This window comes from Citrobacter sp. Cpo040, assembly GCF_030332915.1.
GTDB lineage: Bacteria > Pseudomonadota > Gammaproteobacteria > Enterobacterales > Enterobacteriaceae > Citrobacter > Citrobacter portucalensis.
The window spans coordinates 1-14,140 of the sequence record NZ_JAOWGX010000004.1 but is presented as its reverse complement, the minus strand read 5'-3'; the positions used below and the strand labels follow the sequence as shown (position 1 = coordinate 14,140).

Here is a 14,140-nt window from a genome sequence, read left to right as displayed (position 1 = left end):
ACATCGGACTATCTATAAAACGACATTATGCTTTCACGCACATAACGTGGTACACACCGTCAATAATTTCCGTTCCTTCGGTTTCATGTTCAAATCCAGGGAAGTGGTGGTCCCAGGACTGCAACGAACGTAGATAACTAATCTGCGGGCTATTGGCGTCGCCAAAGTTTTCCCCGGACAGCAGCATCGGAATTCCTGGTGGGTAAGGAATAACGGAATTCGCGGCTATACGACCCGGCAGATTTTCAATGGCCACCATCTCAACGTTATCGCTGACTATCGCGTTATAGGCTTCACGCGGGGTGATTTCAGCAACAGGCAGGCCGGAGTAGGCCGCGTTAAGACGTGCGCCTGGGTTGTTCTCTTTCAGCCAGGCGAACATGGTGTCGCCCAGATCGTGAATGCCCATGTTGGCGTAAGTGTCTGGATGTTCCTCAACCAGTTCTGGCATCACCTGTGCCAGCGGGGTATTGGCATCGTAATGGTGTTTGAAAGAGCACAACGTGTTGATCAGTGTGCCCCATTTCCCGCGGGTAATCCCCATGGAGAACAGGAACATAATCTGGAAATCGGTGGTGCGTGTCGGCACGATGCCGTGACGGCCAAGCCAGGCGGTGACCAGTGCAGCCGGTACGCCGTTCTCTTCCAGTTCACCATCGTCGCCCATCCCCGGAGCCAGAATGCTGACTTTGATCGGGTCCAGCATGCTCCAGTTATCCGGCAGGTCTTTAAATCCGTGCCAGGATTCACCCGGGCGCATTACCCAGCAGTTCTGGTCGGTGGTCAGGAGTTGGGTTGGCGCATCGGCAAAGTCATAGGTTTTGCCGGTCTGCGGATCGGTCACAATCTCTTTGTTCCACGGTTTGAAGAACCAGTCGCCTTCGGCGGTGAATTCTTTGTACAAACGCGCCATGGCCTGGCGAAAATCGACCGCTTCGTCGATCACTTCCTGGGTGAGCGACAGGCCGCTGTTACCGTCCATCATGGAAACCGCCACGTCGTTTGAGGCGCAGATGGCATACAGCGGAGAGGTAGTGGCGTGCATCATGTACGCCTGGTTAAAGCGGGAGAAGTTCACGGCCCCACGACCTTCACGAACGTGAATGTAAGATGCCTGAGAAAGCGCATTCAGCAGTTTGTGGGTCGAGTGGGTGGCAAAAACGGTAGGACCGTTATGATCGCCCGGCGCGCCACGCATGGCGTAGTGATCGGCGTAAATTGGGTTGAAGCGAGCATAGCCATACCAGGCCTCATCGAAGTGGATGCGATCGCTGGTTTGCGCGAGCAGGTCCTGGGCCTCTTTGGCGTTGTAGCAAACACCGTCGTAGGTACAGTTGGTCACAACGCTGTAAGACGGTTTTTGCCCGGCTTTACCTTTGGTCAGCGGGCTTTCGCTGATCTTTTTCTGCAATGTTTCAGGCTGCATTTCCTGCGGGTAGATAGGCCCGATAATGCCGTACCGGTTGCGGCTTGGCACCATGTACACCGGTTTTGCCCCGGTGAGGATAAGCCCCTGCTCGATGGATTTATGGCAGTTACGATCCAGCACCACGACGTCGTTGTCGGTCATACAAGCCTGCATGATGGTGCGGTTAGAGCCGGAAGTCCCGACCACCACGGACCAGGAGCGGTCAGCGCCAAACACGCGGGCGGCATATTTTTCGCTCTCGCCAAACGCGCCGGTATGATCCAGCAGCGAGCCGAGCGATGCGCGTTCAATACCCATGTCGCTACGGAATAAGTTTTCACCATAGTAATCATGGTAGAAACGACCGGCCGGCGTTTTGGTGAATCCGACGCCGCCCTGGTGACCCGGAGCTGCCCAGGAGTATTCATGGATGTCGCCGTACTTCATCAGCGCGCTGAACAGCGGTGGCAGAAGTTGTTGGCGGTAGCGGGTCATCGCCGCAACGGCGCGACCGGCGATAAAGTCTGCGGTATCTTCCAGAATCCAGGCGAATTCATCGACAAGCTCCAGCAGGTCGCGATCCAGCGATGCGGTGGCTTTTTCGCGATCGCCCAGCAGGAAAACGGGAACGTTTTGCTGGCGCTCGTGGAGCTTGCCGATCAATTGCCTGACGTTCAGGTGCTCGTCTTGTTGTTCCATTTGATAGCTGAACATCAGGCAATCAATGGCTTCATTGGCGGCGAGGATTGCGTAACCATCGTCGAATGAGGTGGACTTAATGACGGTAACATTTTGGCGGCTTAATGCGTCAGCCAGACGTTCGACAGCGCTACCGACCCAGGTGTCCTGATGCAGAAACTCACTTTCAACAATTAATACTTTCATCATCTTTTACCCGGTTGTGGAAAGGTTGCAATCTATGAATTGCAGACACACCGTATGAATGTGACGCAGGCAAGTATTATCCTGTCAAAATGGGCTGTAAAGCGGGTAAAAAATAGTCTGATTTGTGTTTAATTTGTTTTTAAACAGTAGGTTATGTTTGCTTGTTGGCGGTTTTTCACCGCCGTTTATCGACAGGGGGAATATTTTTTTGGCTGATACTGATATTGCCGAATGATATCAACCAGCGATTGTTTGCCGATGCTGCTGGCTTAGTTTGCGGTACTGCTGCGGCGACATGCCGACAAACTTGCTGAAGGTGTCATAAAAACGGCTGCTGGATCGGAATCCGGCGGTCAACGCAACGTCGAGAATGGTTTTATCGGTATCGCTAAGCAATGCGCGGACGTGATTAATCCGCATTGCCGTGATGTACTGCTTCAGGGTGAGTTGCATTACGCGTTGGAAAATCCCCATCGCGTAGTTGGCGTTGAGCTTCACGTGTTCCGCGACGTCGTTGATGGTGAGCGCCTGATCGTAGTTGTCGGCAATAAAGCTCAGCATTTGGCTGACGTAAAACTGGGCGTGCCGCGACACGCTGTTTTTGTGGGTCCGCGAGGTTTTATTGACCAGGATAGGCTGCCAACCGGAAAGGCTAAACCGTTTGAGCATCAGACCAATTTCATCAATGGCGAGCTGGCGAATTTGTTCGTTCGGGTTGCTCAGTTCCTGTTGCCAGCGCTGAACCTCAAAGGTGCTCAACTGCTGCGACGCCAGCGATTTGATGACCATTCCATGGGTAACATGGTTGATCAGCTCGCGATCCAGCGGCCAGGAGAGGAAAAGGTGCATCGGTAAATTGAAGATAGCCATACTTTGGCAGCTGCCCGGACGCGTGAGCTGATGCGGTGTACAGGCCCAGAATAGCGTGATGTGTCCCTGTTTTATCTGCACGACTTCGTTGTTGATAAGGTACTCGACGTCACCATCAAACGGAACATTGATCTCCACCTGCCCATGCCAGTGGCTGGCAGGCATAGCATGCGGTGAGCGCAACTCGATATCCATCCGTTGATATTCTGAGTACAGCGATAGCGGGCTGCGGGTTTGTTCTTCATCGCTACTGCACATGTGCGGATCGGGAGGGAGAGGCGATGTCGGTAATATACTCATGGTTGCTCCATTTCCTGAATTATCAGAATCATGTCATTTAACACGTATTAAGGCTGAGAATCAGGACACAAATTGGACCGTTACCATTGAGCATAGCGACATTTTGCGGCCGCATACTCTGCTTTTTGGGTAATTTTGTCCCATAAACTCAGATCCAATAGGGCGCAGAGTGATGATCTGAGTTTATGGGAATGCTCAGCAGGGAAGTCGGAGGTTTTCATCTATGCGCTGTGCCACCATGACTGTGTTCACTAATGTTCTGGAGAGTCATGATGTCTGCACCCAAAATTACCTTTATCGGCGCCGGTTCCACGATTTTCGTCAAAAATATTCTTGGGGACGTCTTTCACCGCGGTGCGCTTAAATCTGCGCATATCGCCTTGATGGATCTCGATCCTACGCGTCTGGAAGAGTCACACGTTGTTGTGCGCAAGTTGATGGATTCTGCGGGCGCGTCTGGACGAATCACCTGCTATACCGATCAAAAAGCAGCATTACAGGATGCTGATTTTGTGGTGGTCGCTTTCCAGATTGGCGGCTATGAACCTTGTACCGTCACCGATTTTACGGTGTGTAAACGCCATGGTCTGGAGCAGACGATTGCCGACACGCTGGGGCCGGGCGGCATTATGCGCGCGCTGCGCACCATCCCGCATTTATGGCAGATTTGTGAGGATATGACCGAAGTCTGTCCGCAGGCCACAATGCTTAACTACGTTAACCCGATGGCAATGAACACCTGGGCAATGTATGCGCGCTATCCGCATATTAAGCAGGTTGGGTTGTGTCATTCGGTGCAGGGGACGGCGGAGGAGTTGGCCCGCGATCTGAACATCGACCCTGCTTCTTTGCGCTATCGCAGTGCCGGGATCAACCATATGGCGTTTTATCTGGAGCTGGAGCGCAAAACGGCGGACGGTGCCTATGTGAATCTCTACCCGGAGCTGCTGGCGGCCTATGAATCCGGTCAGGCGCCGAAACCAAATATTCACGGAAATACCCGTTGCCAGAACATTGTGCGTTATGAAATGTTCAAAAAATTGGGGTATTTCGTCACCGAATCGTCGGAGCACTTCGCCGAATATACGCCGTGGTTTATCAAACCGGGGCGTGAAGATTTGATTGAGCGCTATAAGGTGCCATTGGATGAATATCCGAAACGTTGTGTGGAACAGTTGGCGAACTGGAAAAAAGAGCTGGAAGAGTACAAAACGGCTGAGCGGATCGACATTAAACCGTCGCGCGAATATGCCAGCACTATCATGAACGCTATCTGGACCGGTGAACCGAGCGTCGTGTATGGCAACGTTCGCAATGACAATCTGATCGATAACTTGCCGCAAGGCTGCTGCGTTGAGGTCGCTTGTCTGGTTGATGCGAATGGTATTCAGCCAACGAAAGTCGGGACTCTCCCGTCACATTTGGCGGCCATGATGCAAACCAATATCAATGTTCAGACCCTGCTAACGGAAGCCATCCTGACGGAGAATCGCGATCGCGTTTATCACGCGGCGATGATGGATCCGCATACCGCCGCGGTACTGGGGATTGAAGAGATTTATGCGCTGGTGGACGACCTGATCGCGTCTCACGGCGACTGGCTGCCGGCCTGGCTGCACCGTTAATACACAATCACGCCGGGCATTGTATCCGGCGTTTAACCTCTGACGTTTCCTCTTACAGAAGGCGGGCGCTGGTAACAGCGACCCGATACCCTATGAGCATATCTCTGACAACAAAACTCAGTTATGGATTTGGAGCGTTTGGTAAGGATTTCGCCATCGGTATTGTGTACATGTACCTGATGTATTACTACACCGACGTAGTGGGATTATCGGTGGGGCTGGTCGGAACGTTGTTCCTGGCGGCAAGGATCTGGGATGCGGTAAACGATCCCATCATGGGCTGGATTGTGAACGCCACCCGATCGCGCTGGGGGAAATTTAAACCCTGGATCTTGCTCGGTACGCTGGCGAACTCATTGGTGCTGTTTTTGCTTTTTAGCGCACATCTTTTTGAGGGTACTGCGCAGGTCGTATTTGTTTGCGTGACGTATATATTATGGGGAATGACCTACACCATTATGGATATTCCATTCTGGTCACTGGTGCCAACCATTACGCTGGATAAACGCGAGCGTGAACAACTGGTGCCGTACCCCCGTTTCTTCGCCAGCCTTTCTGGGTTTGTTACCGCAGGCGTGACGCTGCCTTTTGTGAGCTATGTTGGCGGAGCAGATCGTGGTTTTGGTTTTCAGATGTTTACACTAATTCTCATCGCGTTCTTTATCGTTTCCACCGTTGTGACGCTACGGAATGTGCATGAGGTTTATTCGTCAGACAGTGAGGCCACGGCAGACAGCAGTCGTCTTGGGTTGAAAGCGATCGTTGGGCTCATCTATAAAAATGACCAGCTATCCTGCCTGTTAGGTATGGCACTGGCTTACAATATTGCATCTAATATCATTGCTGGCTTTGCCATTTACTATTTTACCTACGTGATTGGCGATGCAAGTCTCTTCCCGTACTACATGTCTTACGCAGGTGCGGCAAACCTGTTGACGCTGATTTTCTTTCCTCGGCTGGTAAACGCGTTGTCACGACGGATCTTGTGGGCTGGGGCATCGGTGTTGCCGGTGCTTAGCTGTAGCGTACTACTGGTGATGGCGCTGGCAGATTTCCATAATATCTTACTGATTGTTATAGCGGGTGTTTTACTGAATATTGGTTCTGCGCTTTTCTGGGTGTTGCAGGTCATTATGGTGGCGGATACCGTTGATTACGGCGAATACAAACTTAATGTTCGTTGTGAAAGTATCGCTTATTCGGTGCAGACAATGGTGGTAAAAGGTGGGTCAGCATTTGCCGCTTTCTTTATCGCGTTGATACTCGGAGTGATTAATTACGCGCCAAATGTCGCGCAGTCTGCCGAAACCATCGTTGGCATGCAGTTTATTATGATAGCGCTACCCGCACTCTTTTTTGTGGTGACCTTAGTCCTGTATTTCCGCTTTTATCGACTGAATGGCGACACCCTGCGCAGGATCCAGATCCATTTACTGGATAAGTATCGCAAGGTGCCGCAGCACCATGAGCAACCGGATATCCCGGCTATTGCGGTAGTGGCTCCAGGCGATGTGAAGGCGTAGCGATGGAATGGCATTCGTTGATTGGATATTTGGCGGCCAGCCTGACGACGCTCTCTTTCTTACCGCAAGCCATTAAGGTTATTACCACCCGCAACACGCAAGGCATCTCCGGTTTGATGTATGTGATGTTTGTGTGCGGGCTGGTTTTGTGGCTGATTTACGGATTATTGATTGAAGATACTGCCGTCAGCATGGCGAACTTTCTGACACTGTTGTTCGCCTTGCCGATTCTGGTTATCAAGTATCGCAGTAGGTAATGTAGATTGCCGGAGAAGCGTTAGCGCTCTCCGGCCGTTTTCAACTGCCGATTGTGCCAGCCCGCTAACGCGAGGACCGTTGTTAACGCACCGAGCAGGGCGCAGAACATGTCCGACTGGGTATCCCACGGGTCACCTTGCGTGCCAAGGAAGTCATCCGCACCTTGTCCCATTGCCAGCGCCGCCCACCATTCGATCAGTTCATACATTGCGCTAATCGCCAGTGCTACGCAGCAGACCAAAAATGCCAGCATCTTACGACCACGGACAATATTGCCGCGCACTAAAATCTCTCTTGCCGTCAGGGCTGGTACCAGCCCCTGGAAGAAGTGGCCCAGCTTGTCATAGGGGTTTCGACTGAGATCCAGCCATTCCTGAACCTGAAAACCGACGGGGACTTTGGCGTAGGTATACATCCCGCCTACCATCAGAATGATGGCGTGCAAGAAAATCAACGTATAAAGCAGCGGCGTCAATGGGTACTGCTTCATGGTTGCCAGCAACAGCGGGACGACAATAATGACTGGCGTGACTTCCATCAGCCAGGTGATTTTCTCCGAGGCAGAGATACCGGTGTAGATAAGAATCAGCGCCAGGATCAATGCGCCGGTGCGCAAGATTGTGGGGTTCAGAGTGCGGAGCATTGCGAATTCACACGTAATGGAAAAGGTCACTATTCCCTGTGAACGGCAAAAATTCAATACCAGTAAATGGGGGGATAAAGTTGGCCCGGGGGGATCGCTGGACTGACGCCAAAAATTTAGTGCCAGTCCAGTGCCGGGCCGAATGGGTTACTTCGCGCAGTTAGCGCATTGTTTGCTGACGATTTGCTGGAAGAAATCGTTGCCTTTGTCATCGACCAGAATGAAAGCCGGGAAATCTTCTACTTCGATTTTCCAGATAGCTTCCATACCCAGCTCCGGGTATTCCACGCATTCCAGATGCTTAATGCTCTGCTGCGCCAGTACCGCTGCTGGTCCACCGATGCTGCCCAAGTAGAAGCCGCCGTGTTTGTGGCAGGCGTCAGTCACCTGCTGGCTACGGTTACCTTTTGCCAGCATGATCATGCTGCCGCCGTGAGACTGCAACAGGTCAACGTAGGAGTCCATACGACCCGCGGTGGTTGGACCTAAAGAACCGGACGGGTAGCCTGCAGGCGTTTTGGCCGGACCCGCGTAGTAGATCGGATGATCTTTCACGTACTGCGGCAGACCTTCGCCGGACTCAATACGTTCTTTTAACTTCGCGTGGGCAATGTCACGACCAACAATGATAGTACCGCTCAGTGACAGACGAGTAGAAACCGGGTACTGAGAGAGCTGGGCGAGGATCTCTTTCATTGGGCGGTTAAGGTCAACTTTAACCACTTCGCCTTCGCCCGCCTGGCGCAGAGATTCCGGAATGTACTGACCTGGGTTATGTTCCAGTTTTTCAATCCAGATCCCTTCGCGGTTGATCTTGGCCTTGATGTTACGGTCTGCGGAGCAAGAAACGCCCATACCAACCGGGCAGGACGCGCCGTGGCGAGGCAGGCGGATCACGCGGATATCATGTGCGAAGTATTTCCCACCGAACTGAGCACCAAGGCCGAGTTTCTGCGCTTCTTCCAGCAGTTCTTGTTCCAGTTGCAGATCGCGGAATGCCTGGCCGTGAGCATTGCCTTCAGTCGGCAGCGCGTCATAGTAGTGTGTGCTGGCCAGCTTCACCGTTTTGAGGGTGCTTTCCGCTGACGTACCGCCAATAACGAATGCGATGTGATACGGAGGGCAAGCTGCGGTACCCAGCGTGCGCATTTTCTCAACCAGGAAGTTTTTCAGTTTGCCGGGAGTCAGCAGCGCTTTGGTTTCCTGATACAGATAGGTTTTGTTGGCTGAGCCGCCGCCTTTGGCCACGCACAGGAATTTGTATTCGTCGCCGTCCACGCTGTACAGATCGATCTGTGCGGGCAGGTTGGTGCCGGTATTCACTTCTTTGTACATATCCAGCGCCGCGTTTTGTGAGTAGCGCAGGTTATCTTCGATATAGGTATTAAATACGCCTTTGGAGAGTGCCGCTTCATCGCCGCCGCCGGTCCAAACACGCTGACCTTTTTTACCCATGATGATTGCCGTACCGGTGTCCTGGCAGGTTGGCAACACGCCTTTGGCGGCGATTTCGGAGTTTCTCAGGAACTGCAGCGCCACGTACTTATCGTTTTCGCTGGCTTCGGGATCATGGAGAATTGAGGCGACTTGCTGTTGGTGTTCTGGGCGGAGCATGAAGGAGGCATCGTGGAAGGCTTGCTGGGCCAGTAGTGTAAGTGCTTCAGGGGCTACTTTCAGGATTGTTTCGCCTTCAAACTCGCCGACGCTGACGTGATCGGATGTCAGCAGGTAGTACTCAGTTTTGTCTTCCCCCAGTGGGAAAGCCGCCTGGTAAGTGAATTCAACTTTTGACATTTGCTTCCAGCCTTTTCATTTTTCTCAGGAATTTTAAAATTCTCTGTGTCTTCATGGTGGCGTGCCGTACCAACGTGGACGGCACGCGAACTGTGATTACAGGAAACCGTACATTGCGGCGAAGATCCAACCAAAGACACAGGATACGCTTACGCCGATCAAGCCAGGCAGAATGAAGCTGTGGTTGATAACGAAGCGGCCGATGTGGGTGGTGCCGGAACGGTCAAACTGGATAGCAGCCAGATCGCTCGGGTAGGTCGGCAGAATGTAGTAACCGTAACATGCCGGAGCAGAAGCCACGATGTACGCGGGATCAACCCCGATTGCCAGCGCGACCGGAACAATCGCTGCCAGCGCCGCTGCCTGGGAGTTTACAAATTTGGATACCAGCAGCAGAACAATTGCATAGGCCCACGGATACTCTTTCACCATATTGCCCAGCACACCTTCGATTTCTGTCATGTGCGCGCCGAACATTGTTTCGGCCATCCAGGCAATACCGTACACCGCCACAATCGCGATCATACCGGAACGGAAGACTTCGTTTTTAGATATTGAAGCGGGATTGGTCTTCGTCAAGATAATAATCAGCGCACCGGTCAGCAGCATGAACATCTGGATAACCAGCACCATTGACAGCGGTTTGCCGCTAAAGGTAGGACGCAGCTCAGAGAACGCGCCAAGCACGGCAACAACGGCGATTGCAGCCAGGAAGATCCACATGGCCAGCCAGTTGCTTTTCGGCAGCTTTTTGTCTAACAGCGTGGCGGTATCGCCATACACATAGTTGTGGTTTTCAGGTACGGAAATGAACTTCTGGAACTCTTCATCTTTATCCAGATCCTTACCACGGAACCAGCTGAAGATACCGATCGCCAGGATACCCAACAGGGTAGACGGGATGGTGATGCTGAGCAGGTCGAGGAATTCGAGATGCTTGCCTTCAAACGTTACGTTACCCAGCATTGCCACCAGTGACACCACGGCTACAGAAACCGGGCTGGCGATAATCCCCATCTGCGCGCCGATAGAACTCGCCGCCATCGGACGTTCCGGGCGAATATTGTTCTTAATGGCAACGTCATAAATGATTGGCAGGATGGTGTATACCACGTGCCCTGTACCGCAGAGAATCGTCAGGGTGCAGGTAACGAAAGGTGCGACGATGGAAACGTATTTTGGGTTACGGCGCAGCAGCTTTTCAGCGATTTGCAGCATAACGTCAAGGCCGCCGGAGGCTTGCAAGGTTGCCGATGCGGCCACCACGGCAATAATAACCAGCATGACATCTACAGGTGGTTTACCCGGCTGGAGATGGAAAACGAAAACCAGAATGACCAGGCCGATACCGCCTAATAAACCCAGCGCGATACCGCCCTTTCTGGCACCATAAAACAAACATATTAATATTATGAGAAGTTGTATACTAAATAACATTTTATTTACCCTCGCGAAAAACCCAGTCAATTTTTTGAAAAATGGATCTGTGCCACATTCTTTTTTGCCAGAATAAGCATCAAAAAATGGTCAGTATTCGATATGTCCGTATTTGCGATTAATGTTCAAATGTCTTGCTAGAATGTTTTTTTAAAGTTATGGCGATATTTAGTTTTTTTCTGTGGCTTTGATCAGAGGTGAGAATCCTCAGGCGATGGGAAGCAGAGCTGAACATGGAGAGCCGCGGTTGACGCTGTAATTTATCTGTTTTGCGTTTTCCGCTATTACATGAACCACCGGCAGAATGAGTGAGTGGGTTATTTATGTGATCACGGTCACGCCATTTCATGATGTGATGAAGTTGGCGTGGGGATACTTTTATTTGCTCACAAAAATGTACGGTGTCCATGGTACGTAGCATGGTCTCCATTGCTACCAGTCTAAATTTTGTATGTCTGGTTAATTTCAGACTAATCCTTTATGGGTAAAAATACACACTCTGCGAGTTAGATAATACTTAATTAACTTTTGTTAGCGATTTTGAAATTAAAAACAGTGTGATGTTTGTCAATATTAAAATAATACATTTAACATGCCGGATACAAATATATTTGATCTAACGCAAATTTATAATTTTACAGTGCCAGCTGGTGAAATTGGGATTTTTCATTATTTTAATAATTGTTACTTTCAAATAACAAATAATCCCAAGTGTATTTATTGGCAATATTGTTTAAGCAATGAGTAGTGTTCAGCCTGCACGCGATAACGATAAACAGGTCTGCCGGTCACGCCATAATGGATGCTGGTAAATAAGATGTGACAATTGACGAGCCAGATAAGGTATTTACGGCAAGAGACGCGCGAGATATTGACCTCGTTGGCCAGCTCATCCGTGGAGAACTCCTGATCCTGGTGCTCATCAATCCACTGACACAGCGTGCGTAACGTTTGTGGCGTTAACCCTTTAGGTAAGCGCCGTGCTTCCTGTTCATTGGAAGAGCTGCCGTGAATCAGCTGGTCAAGCTCAGACTGTTCATAATACTGATGCTTGTCCATCTCATTTTTCTTGTGCAGCCAGCCGGTGAGCGCCTCTTCAAACCGGGAAGCCTGGAAAGGTTTGATCAGGTAGTCAACAACACCGTAGTGAAGTGAATCTTTGATGGTGGTGGCATCAGCGGCGGAAGAGATGACGATGACATCACACTTGCAACCTTCGCTGTGCAGAACCGGTAGCAGGTCCAGACCGTTTTCTTTTTGCATATAAATATCTAGCAAAATCAGATCGATATGATGACCGCTATGAAAGATTATCTCTTTTGCTTTCTCCAGCGTGGAGGCTGTGCCGCAGCAGTGAAAACCGGAGAGTTGCGCGACATAACGGCGGTTTAATTCCGCTACCATTGCATCGTCATCGACAATTAAGACATTGATCATCTGCTGGCCCTCTCACCATTCCACGGTAACTGTACAAAAAATTGGGTGAAGATCCCAGGTTCAGACTCGACGGAAATATTACCGCCAACGTTTTCAACCTGTTGTTTAACAAGCGCTAAACCAACGCCCCGTTCGGTTCCTTTTGACGAAACGCCCTTCTCAAAGATGTGCTCAATGTTTTCGGGGGCAATCCCCGGACCATCGTCATTCACTTCGCAATGCAACCAGCCGTGTCGATAATGCAAGGATACGCTGATCTCACCACCAGGTTCTTGACCTAGCGCTTCCAGGGCGTTTTCAATCAGATTCCCCAGAACGGTAATCAGCACCGCCACCTGATCTTCGTTGCTATTTTCCGGTAACTGGCTTTCATTGCTAATGACCAGACTATGGCCTAAATCAGATGTGCGATTAATCTTACTGAGTAAAAATCCTGCGATCACCGGTGATTTTATTTTTCCTAACAGTGAGCCAATTTCTTCCTGATAATTGTTTGCGGTCTTCAGGATGTAATTTTCAAGCTGCTTATAACTTTTCAGATGCAATAATCCCAGAATCACGTGCAATTTATTCATGAATTCGTGGGATCGTTCACGAAGTGCGTCGGCATAGTTGACCATACCATCCAGACGTTGCATTAGTTTTCGGACTTCAGTCTTATCTCTGAAGGTTGAAATGGCACCGATGATTTTACCGTTGCTGAGTACCGGGACCGTGTTAATTAAGAGTAGCCGATCCTTCACCATGATCTCTTCATCGCGGCGCGGCGTTCCGTCATGTAGTACCTGTGAAAAATCGACCACCTGTGACCACGCATGGCTGAGTGTGGAGAGCTGGGCATCATCTTGTGATTTGTGATAATCCAGCAGCTCCTGCGCAGCCTGGTTAATCAGGGTCACTTCACCGCATTCGTCAACGGCAATAACACCTTCCTTTATAGAGTGCAGCATCGCCTGGCGTTGTTCGAACAGATTGGAGATTTCATAAGGCTCCAGGCCAAACAGAATGCGCTTGAGGACTTTGACAAATACCCATGTACCGAGCAGTCCAACCAGTACGCCAAATAAGATTGACCAGATGATGCTGCCGCGGCTGTTATTGATCTGCTCAGTCACCCGGCTTAGCTCAAGGCCGATCGACACGACGCCAATCTGCCGGTGATGTTCGTCATAGATAGGAGTAAATACACGTAGAGCTTTAGCCAGGAATCCGCGATTAATGGCGACATTCTCTTTACCCTGCAGGGCCAGCAATATGTCATCACCTTTAAATGGCTGACCGATTCGCTGCGCTTCGGGATGGGAGTAACGGATGCTTTGCATATCAGTGACGACGATGAACAAAAAGTCGTTGCTCTTATTCACCGCCTGGGCAATCGCCTGAATGCCGCTTTCCTCGGGCTTTTTCATTAGTCCCTGGCGGATCTCCGGAGAGTTGGCTAGCGTTCGCGCGACCGCAAGCGCTTTACTCGCTAATGCATCGCGCGTCATGTTGCTGATCTGCGAGAAATAAATCAGATGAACGACAAGCAGCACGGAGAAGAGTACTGCACTAACCATGAGGATCACGGTGGTGCCAAGCTTCATCGGGCGTTTACGTATAGCAGTACGTTGCAGGGAGTATCTCATCACGGTCCTGAAATCACGGTTTGTGCGGGTATTATTGCCTGATGGGGTGCGTAATTCAAAGGTGGTAGGGATTATGGCGCTTAAGTTGTCAGTCCTTCTTCTTTATATAGCGTAGAGTGAATTTCTTTCTATATAGAGGTTTTCATAATAGAGGTTTTCATACCGATTCTCTCCCTTTTTAGGGACGCTTACAGATAATTTCCTTACGATTGTGGATAACTCTGTGTGTAAATGGGTATAAGGCGGGGTTTTGCTGTGGAATGCAGCAGTCAGTCATTTTTCTGTCATTTAAGGGTTGCGGGCCGCAGGAAACTCCCTATAATGCGCCTCCA

General features: G+C 50.6%; 10 protein-coding genes. 3 read left to right on the top strand and 7 right to left on the bottom strand.

The window, feature by feature from the left end; translation table 11 throughout:
• Positions 1-25 precede the first annotated feature (25 nt).
• Positions 26-2,293 carry an arginine decarboxylase gene (adiA, locus tag OGX86_RS00065; protein WP_003826754.1) on the bottom strand — a complete coding sequence of 756 codons (2,268 nt, stop codon included), beginning with the start codon at positions 2,291-2,293 and terminating at the stop codon, positions 26-28.
• 237 nt (positions 2,294-2,530) lie between these two features.
• Positions 2,531-3,463 carry a transcriptional regulator MelR gene (melR, locus tag OGX86_RS00060; protein ID WP_136392396.1) on the bottom strand — a complete coding sequence of 311 codons (933 nt, stop codon included), beginning with the start codon at positions 3,461-3,463 and terminating at the stop codon, positions 2,531-2,533.
• A gap of 269 nt (positions 3,464-3,732) precedes the next feature.
• Between melR and melA the strand changes: the two genes are divergently transcribed.
• The 3 genes from melA to OGX86_RS00045 all read left to right on the top strand — a co-directional run bounded on the left by melA (position 3,733) and on the right by OGX86_RS00045 (position 6,868).
• A complete protein-coding gene (gene melA / locus OGX86_RS00055) occupies positions 3,733-5,088 on the top strand; it encodes an alpha-galactosidase (protein WP_286638966.1) in 1,356 nt (451 codons plus the stop codon).
• A 92-nt stretch (positions 5,089-5,180) separates the two neighbouring features.
• The gene (gene melB / locus OGX86_RS00050; RefSeq protein ID WP_032942138.1) at positions 5,181-6,611 is read left to right on the top strand and encodes a melibiose:sodium transporter MelB; all 1,431 of its coding nucleotides are present in this window, start codon (positions 5,181-5,183) and stop codon (positions 6,609-6,611) included.
• Positions 6,612-6,613: 2 nt separating this feature from the next.
• Positions 6,614-6,868: a SemiSWEET transporter gene (locus tag OGX86_RS00045; protein ID WP_032942140.1), complete on the top strand. Its 255-nt coding sequence runs from the start codon at positions 6,614-6,616 to the stop codon at positions 6,866-6,868.
• A gap of 20 nt (positions 6,869-6,888) precedes the next feature.
• Here the strand turns inward: OGX86_RS00045 and OGX86_RS00040 are convergent, their stop codons facing one another.
• From OGX86_RS00040 to OGX86_RS00020, 5 genes are all read right to left on the bottom strand, one after another.
• The gene (locus tag OGX86_RS00040) at positions 6,889-7,512 is read right to left on the bottom strand and encodes a DUF2238 domain-containing protein (RefSeq protein ID WP_032941584.1); all 624 of its coding nucleotides are present in this window, start codon (positions 7,510-7,512) and stop codon (positions 6,889-6,891) included.
• A gap of 147 nt (positions 7,513-7,659) precedes the next feature.
• Positions 7,660-9,306 (bottom strand): class I fumarate hydratase FumA, encoded by a 1,647-nt coding sequence (gene fumA, locus OGX86_RS00035; protein ID WP_008786974.1) that lies wholly within the window; start codon positions 9,304-9,306, stop codon positions 7,660-7,662.
• Between the two features lie 96 nt (positions 9,307-9,402).
• Positions 9,403-10,743: an anaerobic C4-dicarboxylate transporter DcuB gene (gene dcuB, locus OGX86_RS00030; protein WP_003031873.1), complete on the bottom strand. Its 1,341-nt coding sequence runs from the start codon at positions 10,741-10,743 to the stop codon at positions 9,403-9,405.
• 717 nt (positions 10,744-11,460) lie between these two features.
• Entirely contained in the window at positions 11,461-12,180 is a 720-nt protein-coding gene (dcuR, locus tag OGX86_RS00025; RefSeq protein ID WP_008786975.1) for a two-component system response regulator DcuR, read from the bottom strand.
• Positions 12,177-13,808, bottom strand: a complete 1,632-nt coding sequence (locus OGX86_RS00020; protein WP_003826772.1) for a sensor histidine kinase — start codon at positions 13,806-13,808, stop codon at positions 12,177-12,179. Before OGX86_RS00020 ends, dcuR begins: the two co-directional genes overlap by 4 nt.
• Positions 13,809-14,140: the final 332 nt, after the last annotated feature.